We start from the raw sequence: 18,192 nt of genomic DNA, 5'->3' as shown, positions 1-18,192 counted from the left end.
TGGCTCAGACGCCCGCGATCGCCAAAAGCCAGGCCAGAATATTGAGCAACAGACAGAGCAGCGCAATCTGCAAAGCCATCCGCAGGCGCTGGATAATTCGCCAGTTGCCGGCCATGTCCGCCTTGATGCGAAGGGCAAGCGCGCGGTGCATCGCCGTCATCGTTGTCGGCCCATCGCCATCGACATATTCACGGAGCAGTTCTTCCGGATCGAAACGGAATGAGTATTGGTGGTAGGGCCAAAGCATGAAGACGATCAGCCCGCCGATGCTGAACAGCAGGGCCACCGCAATCCATTCCCAAAGCCCGAGCCCGTCGGAAAGGGCCGCGCCGCCGAGCAGCGAGTTCGCGAATGCGGTGGCGAAGATCAGGCTGCCGGCGCGGGTGCTCATGTTCTCCACCACGGTCTGCTGATGGGTGAGACCTCTCACCGCCTCCTGATAGATGAAGGCAAGGCGGGGATCGTCGTCGGCAAGGTCGCTTGCGGCGGTTCTGTTGGTTTCGCTCCCACTCGGACGTTCTGCCATAGGCGTGACTCTCTGATACGGCAGGATGGGCAAACTTAGCTCAAATCCTTCGGCAACGGGTCAAAGGGGCCATTCGTTTAAGCACTTCCGCCTACCGGTCCTCGACGATCCGCAGATACGCCGCGGTCACGAACAGCACGATGAAGCCGAACAGGATGCGGCGGCCGCCTTCGGGCATCTGCAGGATGGTAAGCAGCGTCGTCAACACGGTCAGGATCAGAGCGCCGACGATGGTGCCCATGTAGCCGCCGCGACCGCCGAAGATCGAGGTGCCGCCGATGACGGCGGCAGCCACCGAAGGCAACACCAGCGGCTCGGCGAGCGACAGCGATGGCGCCTTGATCAGGCCGATATAGAGCAGCCCCGTGATACCGGCGAGCAGGCTCGAGACGATATAAAGCGCCGTGATCACCTGCCAGTAGCGGACGCCGGAGAGTCTCGCTGCGTGCTCATTGTCGCCGACGGCGTAGAGCAGGCGGCCGAAGCCGGTGCGGTTGAGCGTGAAGACGATCAGCACTGCCACCGGCACGAACAGGAAAAGCGCGTTGGGAAAGCCGTAGGTGACGCCGGTGCCCAGCCAGTTCAGGAAATCCGGGATTTTCGCGCCGGAAGCGATCACGGTGCGCTGGTAGACCTGCAGGAAGCCGGTGCCGATCAGGCTGGTGCCTAGCGTCATGATCAGCGGGTGGACGCGGAACACGCCGACGCCGATGCCGTTGACGAGGCCGATCAGCACCGCCGGCAGCATGGCGAGCAGGAAAGCCACCGCCGGATCCTGGTTGACGATCTGGGTCGCCATGATGAAGGCGCTCATGGTCGCCACCGTGCCGACGGAAAGATCGATGCCGCCGGTCAGCATGGTCATGGTCTGGCAACCGGCAAGGATCGCCAGCGGGATGGCGAACTTCGCCGTGTTGGCGAGCCAGCGCTCGTTGACGATGCCGGGGCGCAGGATCTGCAGGATCACCACAAGAATGACCAGCAGGATGATCAGCGGAATGAGCGGACGATCCGCCATGAAGCGCTTCAGGCGGCGACCGAACGAGACAGGCTGGGGCATGGTCGCGATGTCTGTCATGGCGTTGCTCCCACCGGGCGGCTCCGCATGGTGATGAAGGCGCCGAACATCACGACCGCGACCATGATGGCGCCTTCGATGATGGCGGTGACGTTCGGATCGATGGCCAAGAGCGTCAGGTCGGTACGCACCAGCCTCAGCACGAAGACGGCGATGATCGGCCCGAGCAGGCCACCCTTGCCGCCGCCGAGCGCGACGCCGCCCAGCACCACCGCGGCGACGCTGGCAAGCAGGTAAGGCCCGGGGATCGGCGCGCCTATCCCGGTGCTGATGGTGAGCGACAATCCGCCCATCGCGCCGAACAGGCCGGAGAGCGCATAGGCAATGATCCTGGTGCGCGCCACCGGCACGCCGCTGCGGAAAGCGGCGAGCTCATTGCTGCCGATGGCGTATATGGAGAGGCCGAGGCGTGAGCGCCTGAGCGGAATCCAGACGATGCAGAGGCAGACGACGAGCAGCACCAGCGCCTTGGGAACCCAGGCGTCGGCCCAATCCGGCAGGCCGGGGATCGGCGCGGTGCCGACGACGCTCGCCTTCAGCCATTCTGCGGCCGCGCCGCCGGGAGCGCCAAGCACAAGCAGCGCCGCGCCCTGCAACACGAACAATGTCGCCAAAGTGACCACGATGTCCGGCACGCGGGTGACGACGATGAGGACGCCGTTCAGCGCGCCGAGCACCAGCCCCATGGCGAGCACGAAGGGTATGACGAACAGCGCATATTCCTCGCTGGCGCCGTTCATCATCGAGGCGGCCGTCACGCTGGTCAGCGCCATCATCGCGGCGACCGAAAGGTCGATGCCGCCGGCGATGACGACGACGGTCTGGGCCGCGACGGCAAAGGCGTAAGGCAGAACCGCCCGCGCCAGCGAGCCGAAGTCGCCGCTGCCATAGCCCGGCTGGATCAGCTTGGTGATGACGAAGACGAAGATCAGCAGGGCGAGCAGGCCGGCGACCCAGCCCTGATTGCGGAAGAAGCGGCTCATGACGCGGCCTCCGCACTGGAACCGGGTTTGACTTCGGCAAGGATGCCGACATCCGCCCTGGCACCGCGCGGGAGGCCGTAGGCGGCCCGCATCAGCGCCGGCTCGTCGGCCTGCTCGACCGGGAAGGTATCGACGACGCGACCGCCGAAGATGACGATGACGCGGTCGCAGACACGTTGCACCTCTTCCATTTCGGATGTGTAGAACAGCACCGACTTGGCCTGGCCGGCGAGCTCGCGCAGCAGCTTGTAGATCTCCTGCTTGGTGCCGACGTCGATGCCGCGCGTCGCGTCGAAGCAAAGGATGGTGCGGGCGTTCGCCGCTATCCAGCGGGCAATGGTCACCTTCTGCTGGTTGCCGCCGGAGAGGCGCTGCACTTCGCCCTGCGCACGCGTGTCGATCTGCAATCTGGCGATGGCGCTCGAAACCACCACCTGCTCCCGGCGCATGCGGATCGGCCCCCATTTGCGAAGCGCGGCGCTGAACGGGAGCGCGATGTTCTCACGCACCGAGCGCTGCATGGCAAGCGCCTCGGTGCGGTCGCCAGGCACATAGGCGATGCCGGCCTGGATGGCGTCGCTCGGATGCGAGAATTTGACCGGCGCGCCATCGACGTCGATGGTGCCGCCCGTCGGACGGATCGAGCCGGCAAGGGCGGCGAAGAGCTCGTCCTGGCCCTGTCCCTCGAGCGCAAACACGCCGACGACCTCGCCATTGGCGAGATCGAAGGAGACGTCGTTGAGCTTGGTGCCGAGCTGCAGGTTGCGGACCGACAGTCGCGGGCGGCTGCCGTCGGCAGCCGCTACATCGCCCGCCGCGCGCGCGGCGACACGGGTCTTCTCGATGCGGGTTCCGAGCATCATCTCGACGATTTTTTCCTCGATGCCCGGTTGGATGTCGACGACACCGACCGTGGAGCCGTCGCGCAGAACGGTCGCCCGGTCGCAAAGCGCGGAGATCTCGACGAAACGGTGCGAGATGAAGATGACGGAACGGCCGGCGTCGCCTTGGCGCCGCACGACTTCAAGCACCTTCTCGGCGAGGTTCGCCGGCAACGCCGCGGTCATCTCGTCGAGCAGAAGCACGTCGGGTTCGACGGCAAGCGCGCGCGCCAGGTCGAGCACGCGCAGGATGGCCAAAGGGATATGGCGCGCCGTCTCGCGGATATCGAGGTCGGGAATGCCGAGCTCGCGCACCCAGGCGCGGAACGGCTCGACCGGCGTGCCGGTCAGCCGCAAATTGGACAACACATCGAGATCGGGGATCAGCGACGGTTCCTGGTAGACCGGCAGCAGGCCGGCGCGGCGGGCGGCGGCGGGCGAGCGGACATCGAGCTGCTCGCCGCGGATCAGGATGCGGCCGGCATCGGCGCGGATCGCCCCGGTGAGGATCTTCACCAGTGTCGACTTGCCCGCGCCGTTGGCGCCCATCAGCGCGTGCACTTCGCCCGGCAGCACGGACAGCGAGGCGTTGCGCAGCGCGGCAACGGCGCCATAGTTCTTCGCTACGCCGGTGGCGTCGAGGAGTGGGTTGTTGGTCAAAGCGTTCTCGGTCTAACGGCTCAAAATTATGCGTGCCAAATCAAATGGCAAGGACGCCAGACCTTGGTCCGGCGTCCTCGCGCTTCCGTTCAGATCAGGCGCTTATTCGCCTGGGCCCTTGCAGGCGACGATCTGATCCTTGGTGTAGGTCGTCCAATCGGGGATCGAAATCGAGACCGGCCATTCAGGGCTGAGCGAGGGATCGACGACGCTCTTCAGCTTGGCCTTGCCTTCGTCGGTGGCGTTTTCCCAGAGCTGCGGCTCGACCAGCACGGTCTGCTGCGCCGGCTTCTTGCCGTCGAGGATCTGCAGGGCGAGCGTCACGCCGGCGCCGCCGATCGAGCCGGGATTGGTGACGGCTGCGCCGACTAGGTCCTTGACCGAGCTGAGCTGGCCGACAAAGCCGGCATTGTCGGCGCCGACGACCGGCACCATGGGGGCCTGCTGCTCGACCAGCGCATCGACGATGACGTTGTCGATGCCCGAGGTCCAGATGCCGTTGATCGGGGTGCCGGTGGCGAGAAAGGACAGGATCTGCTGCTTGGCCTGATCCTGCTGCCAGCCGGTGAAGACTTCCTGCGCGACTTTCACGTCGGGGAATTCGGCGAGCGCCTTCTTGAAGCCTTTGTCGCGGTCGCTATCGGCCGAAGCGCCGGCGGCACCCCGCATATAGAACACTTCGCCCTTGCCGCCCATCTGCTGGAACAGCCACTTGGCGCCGAGATAGGCATATTGTTCCTGGTTGTTGGAGATGATGTAGGCGGACGGCTCGGTCACCGCCTGGTCGACGGCAACGACGACGATGCCGGCCTTGGTGGCTTCCTCGAGACCGGCCTTGATGCCTGCCGGATCGGCCGGGTTGACGACGATGGCGTCGACCTTGGCGCTGATAAGGTTGCGGATGTCCTCGAGCTGGCCTGCGGCGTCGGTGTTGCGGTGGGCGATGTTGAGTTTCGCCACCTCGCCCGATGCGAGCGCCTGCGCCTTCATGGCGCAGATCATCTCCTCGCGCCAGCCATTGCCCTGCACGGTGTTGGAAATGCCGATCGTGTACTTGCCGGCGGCGGCCGAAACGCCCACCGAGGCAAGCAGGGCGGCACCGGCAAGCAGCGAGGCGATGGTCAGTTGCTTCTTCATTTCAGTACTCCTCCACATTGATGTCAGTTCCAGGGCTCCGAAGCGATCGGAGCCAAGCTTTATTTGATGAAAGGGCGCAGCACATCGCGCGCAAGCAGGAAGCCGCGCTTGACCTTTTCGTCCGTCCCCTCGAAGCGGCGGTCCTCATGTTCGATGATGACCGGCCCGTCATATCCGGCCCGGTAAAGGCCCGAAAAAATCCTGCTCCAATCGATATCCCCAAGCCCCGGCACGCGCGGCACCTGCCAGCCTATGCCAGCCGAAAGGATTCCGCGCTCGTACAAACCATCATGATCAATCATCAGATCCTTGGCATGGACATGCAGCATGTGCTTGCCGAACTCGCGGATGAAGCGCTCCTTGTCGATCATCTGCCAGACAAGATGCGAAGGGTCGAAGTTCATGCCGACATCGCCGCCCCAGGCTTCGAGGATGCGGCGCCAGACATAAGGCGAATAGGCGATGTTGTGTCCGCCCGGCCATTCGTCATAGCTGAAGATCATCGGGCAGTTCTCGAAGGCGAGCTTCACGCCATGGTCCCGCGCATGGGCGATGATCGCCGGCCAGACTTTCTGCGCGTCTTCCCAATTGGCATCGACGGTCTTCGAAGCATCGCCGCCGCAGAAGGTGTTGACCAGCGGCACGCCCATGCGGCTCGCCAGCACGATCACCTTCTTCAGATGATCGGTCACCGCTTCGCGATGCGCCCGATCGGGATGCAAGGGATTGGGGTAGAAGCCGAGGCCGGAGATGGTTATGCCCCTGCCGGCGAGTTCGGCGGCAATGTCCCTCGCCTGCGAGGCCGAAGTGCCGGCGGCATCGATGTGGCTGGTGCCGGCATAGCGGCGGCTGTCGCCTGACGTTTTCGGCCAGCAGGCTATTTCCAGCGCTTCGAAACCGACCGAGCGCGCCCAGTCGACGACCTCGCCGAGCGGCGTATCCGGAAACGGTGCGGTGAGCAGTCCAAGCTTCATTGTCCCTCCCAGTTTCCTAACTATGCAGATCGCGCCGGCTGCTTCAACCGCACATCTGTTGGCTCAGCGCAGACTTGCCCGACAAAGCCTATCGGATCGCTCGAAAGCAAGCCGTCGAGCCCGGCCACGACATGCGTGCGGAATGTCGCGTTGGCGGCCAAAGACGGGTCGAAAATGGCGTCGATGGCCAGGATCGCGTCAACAAGCGCCTTGCTGTCCTGGCCGATGCGGTCGGCGATTTCCGCAATTCTTCCGGCAAAGGGATCCGACACCTGCCAGGCGCGGCCGAAACGCACGGAAGCCTTGATCAGATAGGCCATCCAGCCGGCGACCGGCACCGAAAGAAGCCTGATGCCCGCACCCTTCGCCAGCCGATCGCGAATGGGGTTGAGCAGGCGCTGCACGATCTTCTGCGAACCGTCGGTGGCAATCTGGTGGTTGCAGTGGCGGATCGCCGTGTTGGTGAGGCGTGAAAGGCTCTGCTCGACATAGGCGGCCGGCGCGATGCCGGGCACCGCATGAAGTGTCGGCAGCGTTTCCTCGGTCAGCATGCGGCGGACGAAGCCTGCCAGAAGCGGGTCGGCGATCGTCTCGAAAGTGTGCTCGAAACCGCCGAGCACGCCAAGATAGCTGAGCGTCGTCTGGGCGCCGTTCAGCACCCGCATCTTGAGATGCTCGAACGGCGTGACATCGTCGACAAAACTGGCGCCGACGAGATCCCAGCGCGGCACGCGGCCGGCGAAGCGGTTCTCGATCACCCATTGGCGGAAGCGCTCGCCGACGACCACGGCGCTGTCATGGTAGCCGAAGCGTTTTGCGATCGTATCGATGTCGGCCTCGGTCGTCGCTGGCGCGATACGGTCGACCATGGCCGACGGGAAGGCGACGTTGGCTTCGATCCAGTCCGCCAGAGCGGCGCCGCGCCGTTCGGCGAATGTCTTCACGACATTGCCGAGGATGAGGCCGTTGGCCGGAATGTTGTCGCAGGAAAGCAGCGTCACCGGCCGCCCATGAGGGGCCATGCGCAGTTCCAGCGCTCTTGCCAGAATGCCGGGCACGCTGCGCGGCGTCTCGGGATTGGCAAGGTCATGGACGATATCAGGGTGATCGAGGTCGAGCGCGCCGCTCGACGGGACGTGGCAATAGCCTTTCTCGGTCACTGTCATGGTGACCATCTCGATCTCCGGCGAGGCGAGCACGTCCAGCGCCGGGGCAGCGCTCTCCTGGCTGTCGACGACGCGGACGATGCTGCCGATGATGCGCGCCTCGACTTCGTCGTTCTGGCGGATAAGCCGCGTGTAGAGCCCGTCCTGCCGCCCAAGCGACCGGCCAAGCAAAGGCGGCCGTATGTTGATGCCGACCAGTCCCCAGCGGTCGAAATCCTTTGCCAGAAGATCGTCGGTATATTCGGCCTGATGGCAGCGATGGAAGGCGCCGACGCCAATATGGGCGATGCCCGGCTTCAGCGCGGCGCGATCATAGGCCGGCTTGCGAACCTCTGACGGCAAGCGGCCGAGCAGGGGAGGGCCGAGGTTTTCGGGCCTCACCGGTTGGCTCCGATCACCCATTGCTCCTGGTCGACCAGCGTTCCGGTCATCGGGCCGGCCGCATCGGAAAGCAGGAAGACGGCAAGGTTGGCGATGTCGGTAACGGAGAACAACCGGCCGAAGGGCTGGGTCGCATTGGCCGCGTCGAGCCAACCCGGACCATGGCCGAGCGTGTCGGCCTGCATGACGCGCTCGGCCGGCGTGTCGGTCCAGCCGACATTGATGCCGTTGACGCGGATGCGGTCGAAGCGGTGGGCGTTGGCGGCGTTCTTGGTCAGCGTCGCCAGCGCGCCCTTGGTGGCGGAATAGACGGCAAGCTCCGGCGAGCCGCAATGCGCATTGATCGACAGGATGTTGACGATGGCGCCGCCCTGTCCGCGCTTCTTCATGTCGGCAATGGCCGCCTGCATCAGGAAGAAGGGGGCGCGCGCGTTGACGGCGAACAGCGACGACCAATCGTCGAGCGTGGCATCGCCGAAGGAGGCGCGGTCGGTCAGGCCGGCGGCATTGACCAGGCCGTCGATGCGGCTGAAGCGTTCAATGCAGGCTTGTGCCAGCCGCGCTGGAGCTTCGGGATCGCCGAGGTCGGCGGAAGCGAAGCTGGCAACGGTGCCCATGGCCGAGATCTCCGCGGCGACAGCGTCGCCGCGTTTCTGGTCCCGGCCGGTGATCAGCAGTCCGGCGGCGCCGGAGCGCGCGGCGATCTGGGCGATCGCGCGGCCGATGCCTTGCGTCGCGCCGGTGACCAGCACCACCTTGCCGTCGAGACGAACCTCCATTCCTCCTCCCGGAACAAAGTTTCCATTTTTTCAAATATGGAACGGCAGTTCTTTTTAGTCAATCGTTCTCGTCAGCCTGTCCGCCGCGCGACGACGCCGTGGACCAAGGCCATGCCGACCGCCAGCGAGGCGGCGAGCGAGCGGAAGCCCGCGAAATCCTGCTCGACCACTTCCAGCCAGGTGTCGGAGAGCTTCACAAGCGGTGAAAAGGTGCTGTCGGTGATGGTGACAATGCGCGCCTTGCGCTCATGCGCGACGGCGACGAGATCGGGCGTGATCGAATTGTAAGGACTGAAGGAGACGGCAAGCACCGCGTCGCGCTGGCCTATGCAGCCGACCTGGTCGAGCGCGGTCGATCCAACATTGTCGACCAGCACGTTGCGCACGCCCTGTTGCGACAGCGTGAGCGACAGATAGGCGGTGACGGGGAAGGCGCGCTTGCTGCCGATGACATAGATCAGCTCCGCCGCCGCCAGATGGCCGACCATCGTCTCGAAACGGTCGATGTCGAATGTATTGCCGACGCGGCCGAGCGAGGCTTGGCAGGCACCGATCATGCCATTGAGGAAATGCAGGTTCGCATTCGGCTCGGCGGCCTTTTCCTGGCTGCCGTGCGTATCCGGCCAGGAGCCTTTCATCCGGTCCTTGAACAGGATCTGGAAATCGGAAAAGCCGGAAAAGCCGAAGATCTGGGCGAAGCGCACCAGAGTCGAAGGCTGCACGCCGGCCTGGTCCGCCACCTGGGCGATCGTGCCCAGAGCCACTTCGCTCGGATGCTGCCACAGGAAGATCGCGACCTGGCGAAGCCGCTTCGGGAAATGCACGGTGCCTGACGAAAGCACCGCCCGCAGCTCTTCATAGGTTTGCGGCTTGGTGTAACCCAACGCCGCCAGCGAACGGCTTCGCTTTCTCGCCGCCGTTTCCAGGCTATGCGCAGACGGCTCGCCGACCGCTCCGCGACGGCCGCTCATAGGATATGCCTCATTGTGACCCCAACCATCGGATGCGTCATCCGATCGCTGCCCTCCGGATGCGGTTCCTTTTGAAGCATGATCTTTTCCGAAAACCGGTTCCCACTTTTCGGGATCATGCTCTAGCCGGACCTGTGCAAAAGCTAACGCGGCACAATCGTTTTACAAAACAAAAAATAGAAATATCATTCGAAAACAATGGCTGTCGGTCACGGCAGGCATCCGCGCCGGCCGGCACATCGAACTTTAGGGAGAATAATCGCAATCATGGTCTATGCAACCGCCGATGGTATGTCGCGTCAACGTCTCCGGGTCGGCATGGTCGGGGGTGGCCGCAATGCCTTCATCGGCGCCGTGCATCGGCTGGCCATGAGGCTCGACGACCAGATCGCGCTGGTCGCCGGCGCGCTGTCCTCGGATCCGGACAATGCCGCGGCCTCCGCCACGGAAATCGGGATCGCGCCCGAACGCAGCTATGCCGACTACCATGCCATGGCGAAGGCCGAAGCAGCACGGCCGGACGGCATCGAGGCGGTTGTCATCGTCACGCCCAACCATCTGCACGCGCCGATCGCGACCGCTTTCCTCGAGGCCGGCATGGACGTGATCTGCGACAAGCCGCTGTCGACGACGCTTGCCGAGGCTGAAGCGCTGGTGGCGCTGACCAAAGCGAGGAAGCGCCGTTTCGTCGTCACGCTCAACAACACCGGCTATGCCATGGTCCGCCAGGCGCGCGAAATGGTCGAAGCGGGCGAGCTCGGCGGCATCGTGTCGGTGCATGGCGCCTATATCCAGGACTGGCTGACCAAGCCGATCGACGCCGAGGGCCAGAAGCAGGCGCAATGGCGCACCGACCCGGCGCGCGCCGGGCAATCGGCGGTGCTCGCCGATATCGGCGTGCATGCCTTCAACCTGGCGAGTTTCGTTTCCGGCTTCGAGGCCGAGGCGGTTTCCGCCGACCTCTTTACCGCCGTGCCCGGGCGGCGCCTCGACGACAACGCGCATGTGCTGATGCGCTGGACCGGGGGGGCGCGCGGCACCATCCTTGCCAGCCAGACCTCGCCCGGCCATTACAACGACCTCTCGGTGCGCATCTATGGCGAGAAGGCCGGGCTTGAATGGTCGGGCTCGCGGCCAGAGGAACTGCGCTTCTCGCCCTATGGCGAGGAAACGCGTACGCTGGTGCGCGGCGGCCATGGCTCGACGGCGGAAGCCCGGCGCGTCTCGCGCATGCCGGCAGCCCATCCCGAAGGCTACATCGAGGCCTTCGCCAATTTCTACCGCGACGCCGCCGACATCATCCGCGCGCATCGCTCGGGCGGATCGGTCGATCCGGCGCGCGTGGCGCAGGTGCCCGATGTGGTCGACGGTGCGCGCGGCGTGAAATTCGTGGCGGCGGCGGTGGAGTCGAACGCGGCGAGTGGAGCCTGGACGCAGGCAAGGTTTGGGTAAACGCGGCCGGATCCTTCAGATCAGTCAATCCACGTCGCGATATGTGGCAGGCTAATCCGCCGCCTAACGGTGCTCTTCGCCGATCAGCGGTGAAAGCCCGTCGAGCACAAGGCTCCGGAACATGGCGTCGACCTGAGACGGCGACAGTTTCGCCTTTCGCTCGAACCACCAGTTCAGCGCCGTAAGGAAGGCGCCGACGATGAATTGCACGACGAAGTCGCGCGGGATGGTGTCGCCGTGAAGGCTAGAGGGCAATTCCTGTCGCACCATTTCCGACAGGATCAGGCGGATTTCGTTCTCCGTCACGGCACCGCCTCGTCCGCCGGTCATCGTCCGGTAGTGGTCGGCATACCGGGCCGCATGTTCGAACATGGCCGTACTGAAGCCAAGCGGATCGTCGTGTGATGCTTCGGCTCCCACGCGTACCGTCGATTGCGCCTCCTTGAGCTCCTTGCGAAGCATCTGGAAGCCACTACGCAGGAGGTCTTCCTTGCCGGCATAATGTGCATAGAAGGTCGAGCGGCCAACGTCGGCTTCATCGATGATGTCCTGCACAGACAGGGCCTCATAGCCCTTGCGCAGCATGAGCGTCAGCAGAGCCTGATGAAGCGCTTTGCGCGTACGGGCGGCCCGCCGATCGATATCCCGCGGCATCGATCACTCCTCCTTCGCTAATCCCCGGCGCCTTTTCCAGGACGGGCAGACCCGAATTGTTCACTAACGGACGTTCCGTCCGCATCGTCTGTCGAAAATTCAGGACAGAGTGTCCATTATCATACTGATTGTTCTGAAGCTTCGCCAGCTGACAGCCACTGTGCCGGCACTCGCGGGCTCTGGTGCCGTTGAAGAGAGGACGTGACGAACATGCATCATATGCGAAGCGAAGTGCGCAATGCCGGGGCTACAATCGGCCCGGATGCCAACAAGGGTATCGGCTTTCCGCGCCTCTATGACCTGCTGGTCCTGATGCTGACCCGTGGTCGGGACCGGGCTTATCGCGAGGCTCTGCTCGACCTGGCTGGCCTGGCGCCGGGCTTCCAACTGCTGGACGTCGGATGCGGCACCGGCACCCAGGCGATTTCGGCCTGGCGCCGCGTCCAGCCCGGTGGATCGGTGATTGGCGTCGACGTCTCCGAGAAGATGCTTGCCGCCGCCCGTCGCAAGGCCGGCCGAGCGGGCCTCGACATCGCGTTTTATCATGCCGATGCGGCCAAACTGCCGTTCGAGGACGGAGGCTTCGATGTTGTCACTTTCACGACGGTGCTGCACATGGTGCCGGAAGCAAGGCGCAGCCTTTGCCTGCGCGAGGCAGCGCGCGTTCTGCCCCCGGGCGGACGGCTATTGCTGATCGACTATGCCGGTCCCGTCAGCGAGCGCGGACATATGTCGGCAAAGCACGGCCTGCATGGCCAGTTCGACCTGCATCGCCTCCGCCAACCGCTGGCGACAGCCGGTTTCGAGCGCATCGAAGGCGGTCCGCTCAACTGGCTCGGCCTGCATTTCCTGCGCGGCATCAGAGTGTGAAGATTGCGGTCACGCCATAGCGGCTGCGGCGCCCGACGTGAACTGTGGCGCAGCGAGCTAGCTTGCGACGCGAAACCGACGAGATCGAACAAACCTTCTCAGACTATCGGAATCCATTGCGCGCCCGAATGCATAGCCTTGCAGTATGTCGCAGCCCAGCCCCCTGAGCAGACGTGCGTGCTCCATTGTTTCGACACCTTCGGCAATGATCTCGATGCCCAAGGATTTGCCGATCTCGATGATCGAGGAGACGATCTGCCTTTGCTGGGGTGAGTTCACGATGGGATCCACCAGTTGGCGATCTATCTTCAGGCGGCGCGGCTGCAGTTTGAGCAGACTGACAATGGACGCATAGCCGGTGCCAAAATCGTCAATTTCGATGTCGATGCCGAGTTGCTTGATCTGCTCAACGTTCCATGTGACCAGATCGTCGTTGTCGTCGAGGAAGATCGACTCAACGAGCTCAAATGAAAAAGTTCCCTTCCCGATATTGAGGTCGCGCAAACTCTTCAGGAGTTCCTCATCGCGAAGGCGCCTCGCCGAGACGTTGACTGACACGCGCGGAATGCCAATCTTCTCGGCAGACCACGCCTCGAAATCCAAAAGCGCTTGCTGGAGGACCTTCTGGTCTATCATCGAGACGACGTTCAGTTCTTCGGCGGTCTTCAGGAAAACGTCAGGAGCCAGAATACCCTTCTGCGGGTGCTTCCACCGCACCAGTGCTTCAACGCCCACAATTTCCAGTGTCTTCGCGTCGAATTGAGGCTGGTAGAATACGATGAATTCGTTTCGCTCGAGGCCGGCCAGAATCTCGTCGGCAATCCTCTTCGTGTTGACGATTTCGCTTTGCAGCTCTCCACTGAAGAATTCATGCCGATTGCGCCCCCGCCTCTTTGCCCGGTAAAGCGCGATATCGGCGTTCACCAGCAACTGCTTGGCATCGGCATCTCTGTCGTTGTCGATTGCTATTCCGACGCTGACGCCAAAACGGCATTGATGACCGTGGTAATACACGGGTCGGCGCATCTGCTCGATAATACGGTCGGCGAGCGTGGCTGCTTGGCCGACATCATCATGCACCGTGCAGAGCACGATGAATTCATCTCCCCCAATCCGGGCGACGAAACCGTGGTCGCCGACGTTGGACTGGAGAACGGATGACGCATGCACCAGCATTGCGTCGCCTGCCGCGTGGCCGAGCGTATCGTTGATGTGCTTGAAGCGGTCCAGATCTACGTGAAGCAGCGCTGCGTAACCGCCGTCGAGCCTGGCCTTTGCCGCGTAATCCTCCAGCACCTGGTCCAGGTAACGCCTATTGGGCAAATCCGTCAGCGAATCGTGCAGGGCGATGTGTTCTATGCGCGCCCTGGCAGACTCGAGTTCCACATTTTTCGACTCGGTCAGCTGTTTTGCACGAACCAGATCGTTGTTCAGCAAAACGTCTGCCGTTACGTCCCACTCCGCGCCGACCATTCGAGGCGAATTGCTTGCAGTCTGGTAAAACATTGCCCTGGACCGGACGTGACGAATTTCGCCGTTGGGACGAACGACGCGGTATTCCGAGGAATATGTGCTCCGTCCGGCAACGGCTTTGTCGAAGTCCGCAAGCGCGCCAGGCAGATCGGCAGGATGAATGGCTTGGGCCCAGTCGGTATATCCGCGCGGCCCGCCGTCAACCTCTCTGCCGTATATTTCGTTGACACGATCATCCCACCCAAGATGGTTGGTTTCGAGATCGTGCTCCCACACTCCGATGGCCGACGCCTCCAAAGCAAGTTCCAGCCGTCGCGACAGCCGTTGCAGTTCCCAATAGTTTCGCTGCCTTTCATCAATGAGGCGGCCTGCCGCCAGGAAGGGGATCAAGATCAACGCCGCCGCCACCGCCATGATCGTCCGCAGCAGCCATGCGTTGGCGGGAGTGGCGGGCCAACCGTTCTTGGGAATGGCAGCAATCTGCCAGGAGCCCGACGGAACCAGAACATCTGCCGTCACCGGATTGCTCTTGACGACCCGCTCGTCACCGAAGAATTGGAGTCCCTTCGCGCCAAGGGCATCACTGCCGGTGAGGGCTACGTCAATTCCGAGATCCTTGTCGAGAAGACCGCTCGCCTGATAAAGGCGCTGCACGTCGACGACCGCGGAAACGATGCCCCAGAATCGGTCGGTGTTGCCTGCGCTTTTTACAAATACCGGAAATCGGCCGACGAAGGCCTGTCCTCCCTGCTGCAAATCGATCGGACCGGCGAGAATAGGCTTGCGCTCGTCGCGCGCGCGCAGGGCAGCCGCACGCTGCTGGTCGTTCTTGCGGTAATCAAGGCCCACTGCCTTCTCGTTGCCGGCCATCGGGTACATCAAGGAAATGACCAGATCGGGCGCGCCTGCAATATTGCGAAGTTGTGACTCTTCGTTGAACAGCCGGCTGGCAAGCTCAGCAAAACGTTGCTGTCCCATGTAGGGTTCGGTCGTGACTGCCGCGACCAGTCCTCGAGTCAGCTGAAGGTTGCCGTTGATGTTTCCTTCGAGCTTGGCGCGAATGACACTGACCTTGGCCAGAACGTCGGCGCGGGTGGCCTGGTCGGAGACGATTTTATTCTGATGGTCCGCGAACATCGCGCAAACGGCAATAACCACAATAGCGATCGCCGCCGGAATCCTTGCCGGTGAAAAGACCCCCTTTAGGCGGCCGAACCTGCTGGCGAAAAAAGCCAATAGGGCGAGTTTCCCTGTGCTTCTCAGGCTCTCCGGGCGAACCTGACCGAGGGAATATTAGTTCGCAATAACTTAATATTAGCCTTCACAATCCTTAAAATTTCTGTGCCTTCCGACAGTTCGGGCGCCGTTGCGCGCGGAATCCCCAGAACCCGTACATGGCGAAACTAGTGGCTATCGACCTTCTTCGGCATGATCCGATATGTCCCTGCGCCGCGCTTGGTCGCTCCGATTGAATAGGCCATCGGAATCTTGGGAGCATTTTCGGGCAGACCGTACATATCCTTGCCGGCCCTCACTGCAAAGGAAAAGTGCTGCCAGGAAACCGTCTCGTGCTCGTTGAGAAAATCGAGCGATAGCCCCGCTGCGATCAGCGCGTTCACCACGTCGCTGATCGGATGGATCCATTCATAATATCGAGGATGCTTCAAGGTGCGCTCATCGCCGGTGTAGGTCAGATCCTCGTTCCAGACGAGCGGCCGCGTCAGTGGCGTGCGCCAGTCGTGCTTCAACTCGAGCGCCGCGGCCTTGCGATTGCACTGGAACATCAAGGGATGGCCCTCGGCCAAATAGAGCCGGCCGCCGGGCCGCAGAAGATCGGCGACCACCCGGGCCCAACGGAAGGCGTCGTCAAGCCAGTTTACCGATCCCCAGGTGACGTAGACGATGTCGTAGGTCCGGTCGAGTGCTTCGACAGCCTCATACAGCGGCGCTTCCACAAAGCGAACGTCGCTGCCCGCTTTGGAGGCGAAATCCCGCGCTGCAGCGATTGCTTTTGGTGAAAAGTCCAGGCCTGTCACGCTGCCCGCGCCGAGGTTCCTCAGGCTGATCGTGTCGAGCCCGATGTGACATTGCAGATGGACGATGTCCTTGCCGAGAATGTCACCAACCTCGCGCGCTTCCAGCTCATAGAGATTGGATCCGCCAGCCAGCACATTCTCGATGCGGTAGCTGCCGGTTCTGTCGGTCGCATGCAGCTCGGCCCGATCATCCCAGTTCAGGAGGTTCGCGTCCAAAAACGGTTCCAAATGGCCCCCGATCTTCAGCCGCCGCATGGTAAACAGCTGGTTAATGCACATTGCAGTGCGCGGGCATGCGCGTCAATCCTGGATGTCGCAACGGCGCGGCGGCGGGTGGCAATGATGCTCAGGTGCTACTACGCCGGAGGGGAATTGCCGCCTGGTACCTGAATGCCGAGAGAGCTACCCCTTGATCGCCGAGCCGACGATGGAATCGACGAAGAAGCGCTGCAGGAAAACGAATAGGACCAGCGGCGGCAGCACGGCGAGCGTCGCGCCGGCCATCACCAGGCCGGTGTTGACGGCGCCGCGGTTGTAGCTCAGCAGCCGGCTCAGGCTGATGACGATCGGATAGGCGTCGGCATTGCCCTGCAGCACGGTAAGCGGCCAGAGATAGCTGTTCCAATGATAGACGAAAGCGAAGAGCGCCAACGCGGCGATCGCGGGAGCGACACTGGGCGCCACGATCTTGAACAGGATGAGCAACTCGGAAGCGCCGTCCATGCGCGCGGCGTCGATCAAATCATCGGGCACCCCGGCGATGAACTGGCGCATCAGGAAGATGCCGAAGGCGTTGGCCAGATTGGGCATGATGATGCCGGCCAGGCTGGCATTCAGCCCAAGCGAGCCGACCATGCGGTAGAGCGGGATCAGCGTCACGATCGGCGGCAGGAACATGGTGGCGATCAGCAGCGAGAACAGCAGCGAGCGGCCAGCGAAGGAATATTTGGCGAAGGCGTAGCCGGCCATCATGCTGGTGACCAGGATGCCGGCCGTGGTGATAGTGGCGATAACCAAGGAATTCCACATCGAACGGCCGACATTGATGACGCCGGCGACCTTTTCGTAGGCCTCGAGGGTCGGTGTGCGCGGGATCCAGACCGGCGGCACCTGCATGGTCTCGGCCGGCGTCTTCAGGCTGGAGAGCACCATCCAGGCCAGCGGGAATGCGGAGGCTACGGCGACCAGGAGCATCAGTGTCGCAACCAGCGCCTTGCGCCCCGACGGGCGCCTGCGGGCGAGCGAACGGGTTGCCGCGCTCATTCGCTGCTGTCCTTCCGGTTGACGAAAGCGAACAGCGCCGAGACGCAGACGATCAGCGACAGCATCAGCATCACCGCCATGGCCGAGCCAAGCCCGCCCTGCGCGCGTTCGATGCCGACGCGGCGGATGTGGTAGGTGAGCACATTGGTCGAGCCGACCGGTCCGCCTTGCGTGATCAGCGCCACCGGCTCGAACACCTGCACGGCGTTGATGATGGCGATGACGGCGCTGAACAAAAGCGTGCGGCGAAGCAGGGGCAGCGTGATGAAGCGGAACTGCTCGCGACGGTTGGCGCCGTCGAGCGTCGCCGCCTCATAGAGGCTGCCGGGGATCTGCGTCAGTCCGGCGATCGCAAGCACCGTGAAATAACCGACCTGCTGCCAGACATTGAGGAAAACGATCGAGACCAGCGCCGAGCGCGGCGAGGAGAGCCAGGGCTGCGGGCCGATGCCGACCAGGCCGAGCAACTGGTTGAGCGGGCCCTCGCTCGGCGAATAGAGTTTCGACCAGACGAGTGCCACCGCGATCATCGGCACCATATAGGTGGAAAACAGCACCGTGCGCAGCGTGGTGCCGCCGGCGACCTCACGCTGATAGACCAGCAGGCCGAAGACGACCGAAAGCGGCAGGATGAGGATGACGGACAGCGTGGTGTAGATCGCGGTGTTGAGCAAAGCAGTCTTGAAATCGCGTCCGACCGATGTCGGGCCGAAGATCTCGCGGAAATTGCCGAGCCCGATGAAACCAGCGTCGGAAAAGGGCGTCTGCGTCGACCAATCCTGGAAGGACAGCCAGACGGTCAGCAGCATCGGCAGCAGCACGAACACGCCGATCAATGTCACGGCGGGCGCAAGCATGATGCCCGCCGAAGCACGAAAAGCTTTGGCCATTCATCGGACCCAAAACAC

Annotated in this window: 16 protein-coding genes; 2 read left to right on the top strand and 14 right to left on the bottom strand. The window is 63.1% G+C overall.

Features of this window, described 5'->3' with window-relative positions; translation table 11 throughout:
- Positions 1 to 4 precede the first annotated feature (4 nt).
- From YU3_RS0105510 to YU3_RS0105470, 9 genes are all read right to left on the bottom strand, one after another.
- Positions 5 to 559 (bottom strand): hypothetical protein, encoded by a 555-nt coding sequence (locus YU3_RS0105510; RefSeq protein WP_245273431.1) that lies wholly within the window; start codon positions 557 to 559, stop codon positions 5 to 7.
- Positions 560 to 617: 58 nt separating this feature from the next.
- Positions 618 to 1,604: an ABC transporter permease gene (locus YU3_RS0105505; protein WP_027165305.1), complete on the bottom strand. Its 987-nt coding sequence runs from the start codon at positions 1,602 to 1,604 to the stop codon at positions 618 to 620.
- Positions 1,601 to 2,587 carry an ABC transporter permease gene (locus YU3_RS0105500; protein WP_027165304.1) on the bottom strand — a complete coding sequence of 329 codons (987 nt, stop codon included), beginning with the start codon at positions 2,585 to 2,587 and terminating at the stop codon, positions 1,601 to 1,603. The genes YU3_RS0105505 and YU3_RS0105500 overlap by 4 nt, the downstream gene beginning before the upstream one ends.
- Complete coding sequence (locus YU3_RS0105495; protein ID WP_027165303.1) at positions 2,584 to 4,128, bottom strand: sugar ABC transporter ATP-binding protein; 1,545 nt, start codon at positions 4,126 to 4,128, stop codon at positions 2,584 to 2,586. Before YU3_RS0105495 ends, YU3_RS0105500 begins: the two co-directional genes overlap by 4 nt.
- 102 nt (positions 4,129 to 4,230) lie before the next feature.
- Positions 4,231 to 5,265 carry an ABC transporter substrate-binding protein gene (locus YU3_RS0105490; RefSeq protein ID WP_027165302.1) on the bottom strand — a complete coding sequence of 345 codons (1,035 nt, stop codon included), beginning with the start codon at positions 5,263 to 5,265 and terminating at the stop codon, positions 4,231 to 4,233.
- Between the two features lie 59 nt (positions 5,266 to 5,324).
- Positions 5,325 to 6,239, bottom strand: a complete 915-nt coding sequence (locus YU3_RS0105485; RefSeq protein WP_027165301.1) for a sugar phosphate isomerase/epimerase — start codon at positions 6,237 to 6,239, stop codon at positions 5,325 to 5,327.
- A 20-nt stretch (positions 6,240 to 6,259) separates the two neighbouring features.
- A complete protein-coding gene (locus tag YU3_RS0105480; RefSeq protein ID WP_027165300.1) occupies positions 6,260 to 7,807 on the bottom strand; it encodes a mannitol dehydrogenase family protein in 1,548 nt (515 codons plus the stop codon).
- Positions 7,783 to 8,565 carry an SDR family oxidoreductase gene (locus YU3_RS0105475; RefSeq protein WP_027165299.1) on the bottom strand — a complete coding sequence of 261 codons (783 nt, stop codon included), beginning with the start codon at positions 8,563 to 8,565 and terminating at the stop codon, positions 7,783 to 7,785. The genes YU3_RS0105480 and YU3_RS0105475 overlap by 25 nt, the downstream gene beginning before the upstream one ends.
- 71 nt (positions 8,566 to 8,636) lie before the next feature.
- Positions 8,637 to 9,536, bottom strand: coding sequence for a MurR/RpiR family transcriptional regulator (locus tag YU3_RS0105470; RefSeq protein ID WP_027165298.1), 900 nt, complete (start codon positions 9,534 to 9,536; stop codon positions 8,637 to 8,639).
- 267 nt (positions 9,537 to 9,803) lie between these two features.
- Between YU3_RS0105470 and YU3_RS0105465 the strand changes: the two genes are divergently transcribed.
- On the top strand, positions 9,804 to 10,988 hold the full coding sequence (locus tag YU3_RS0105465) for a Gfo/Idh/MocA family oxidoreductase (protein ID WP_027165297.1): 1,185 nt from the start codon (positions 9,804 to 9,806) through the stop codon (positions 10,986 to 10,988).
- A gap of 63 nt (positions 10,989 to 11,051) precedes the next feature.
- Here the strand turns inward: YU3_RS0105465 and YU3_RS38580 are convergent, their stop codons facing one another.
- Complete coding sequence (locus YU3_RS38580) at positions 11,052 to 11,642, bottom strand: TetR/AcrR family transcriptional regulator (protein ID WP_051333854.1); 591 nt, start codon at positions 11,640 to 11,642, stop codon at positions 11,052 to 11,054.
- A gap of 210 nt (positions 11,643 to 11,852) precedes the next feature.
- Between YU3_RS38580 and YU3_RS36045 the strand changes: the two genes are divergently transcribed.
- Positions 11,853 to 12,512, top strand: coding sequence for a methyltransferase domain-containing protein (locus YU3_RS36045; RefSeq protein ID WP_084507919.1), 660 nt, complete (start codon positions 11,853 to 11,855; stop codon positions 12,510 to 12,512).
- Between the two features lie 57 nt (positions 12,513 to 12,569).
- Here YU3_RS36045 and YU3_RS0105450 read toward each other — a convergent pair whose 3' ends face one another.
- The 4 genes from YU3_RS0105450 to YU3_RS0105435 form a co-directional block, all read right to left on the bottom strand.
- Positions 12,570 to 15,152 (bottom strand): EAL domain-containing protein, encoded by a 2,583-nt coding sequence (locus YU3_RS0105450; protein WP_036257989.1) that lies wholly within the window; start codon positions 15,150 to 15,152, stop codon positions 12,570 to 12,572.
- Positions 15,153 to 15,388: 236 nt separating this feature from the next.
- Positions 15,389 to 16,276 carry a class I SAM-dependent methyltransferase gene (locus YU3_RS36040; RefSeq protein WP_245273430.1) on the bottom strand — a complete coding sequence of 296 codons (888 nt, stop codon included), beginning with the start codon at positions 16,274 to 16,276 and terminating at the stop codon, positions 15,389 to 15,391.
- 147 nt (positions 16,277 to 16,423) lie between these two features.
- Positions 16,424 to 17,284, bottom strand: a complete 861-nt coding sequence (locus tag YU3_RS0105440) for a carbohydrate ABC transporter permease (protein ID WP_027165295.1) — start codon at positions 17,282 to 17,284, stop codon at positions 16,424 to 16,426.
- Positions 17,281 to 18,174: a sugar ABC transporter permease gene (locus YU3_RS0105435; protein WP_027165294.1), complete on the bottom strand. Its 894-nt coding sequence runs from the start codon at positions 18,172 to 18,174 to the stop codon at positions 17,281 to 17,283. Before YU3_RS0105435 ends, YU3_RS0105440 begins: the two co-directional genes overlap by 4 nt.
- Between the last annotated feature and the right edge of the window lie 18 nt (positions 18,175 to 18,192).

The sequence above is a fragment of the Mesorhizobium sp. WSM3224 genome (genome assembly GCF_000427725.1).
Taxonomy (GTDB): Bacteria; Pseudomonadota; Alphaproteobacteria; order Rhizobiales; family Rhizobiaceae; genus Mesorhizobium.
Note: the sequence above shows the minus strand (reverse complement) of the source record. Positions and strands in the feature narration are given on the sequence as shown.

Excerpts from the sequence above, each read along its gene's own strand:
- YU3_RS0105505 (WP_027165305.1), bottom strand. The coding sequence starts at position 1,604 with ATGACAGACATCGCGACCATGCCCCAGCCTGTCTCGTTCGGTCGCCGC.
- YU3_RS0105500 (WP_027165304.1), bottom strand. The coding sequence starts at position 2,587 with ATGAGCCGCTTCTTCCGCAATCAGGGCTGGGTCGCCGGCCTGCTCGCC.
- YU3_RS36045 (WP_084507919.1), top strand. The coding sequence starts at position 11,853 with ATGCATCATATGCGAAGCGAAGTGCGCAATGCCGGGGCTACAATCGGC.
- YU3_RS0105485 (WP_027165301.1), bottom strand. The coding sequence starts at position 6,239 with ATGAAGCTTGGACTGCTCACCGCACCGTTTCCGGATACGCCGCTCGGC.
- YU3_RS0105440 (WP_027165295.1), bottom strand. The coding sequence starts at position 17,284 with ATGAGCGCGGCAACCCGTTCGCTCGCCCGCAGGCGCCCGTCGGGGCGC.
- YU3_RS0105435 (WP_027165294.1), bottom strand. The coding sequence starts at position 18,174 with ATGGCCAAAGCTTTTCGTGCTTCGGCGGGCATCATGCTTGCGCCCGCC.
- YU3_RS0105475 (WP_027165299.1), bottom strand. The coding sequence starts at position 8,565 with ATGGAGGTTCGTCTCGACGGCAAGGTGGTGCTGGTCACCGGCGCGACG.
- YU3_RS36040 (WP_245273430.1), bottom strand. The coding sequence starts at position 16,276 with ATGCGGCGGCTGAAGATCGGGGGCCATTTGGAACCGTTTTTGGACGCG.
- YU3_RS38580 (WP_051333854.1), bottom strand. The coding sequence starts at position 11,642 with ATGCCGCGGGATATCGATCGGCGGGCCGCCCGTACGCGCAAAGCGCTT.
- YU3_RS0105470 (WP_027165298.1), bottom strand. The coding sequence starts at position 9,536 with ATGAGCGGCCGTCGCGGAGCGGTCGGCGAGCCGTCTGCGCATAGCCTG.
- YU3_RS0105480 (WP_027165300.1), bottom strand. The coding sequence starts at position 7,807 with ATGGGTGATCGGAGCCAACCGGTGAGGCCCGAAAACCTCGGCCCTCCC.
- YU3_RS0105465 (WP_027165297.1), top strand. The coding sequence starts at position 9,804 with ATGGTCTATGCAACCGCCGATGGTATGTCGCGTCAACGTCTCCGGGTC.
- YU3_RS0105490 (WP_027165302.1), bottom strand. The coding sequence starts at position 5,265 with ATGAAGAAGCAACTGACCATCGCCTCGCTGCTTGCCGGTGCCGCCCTG.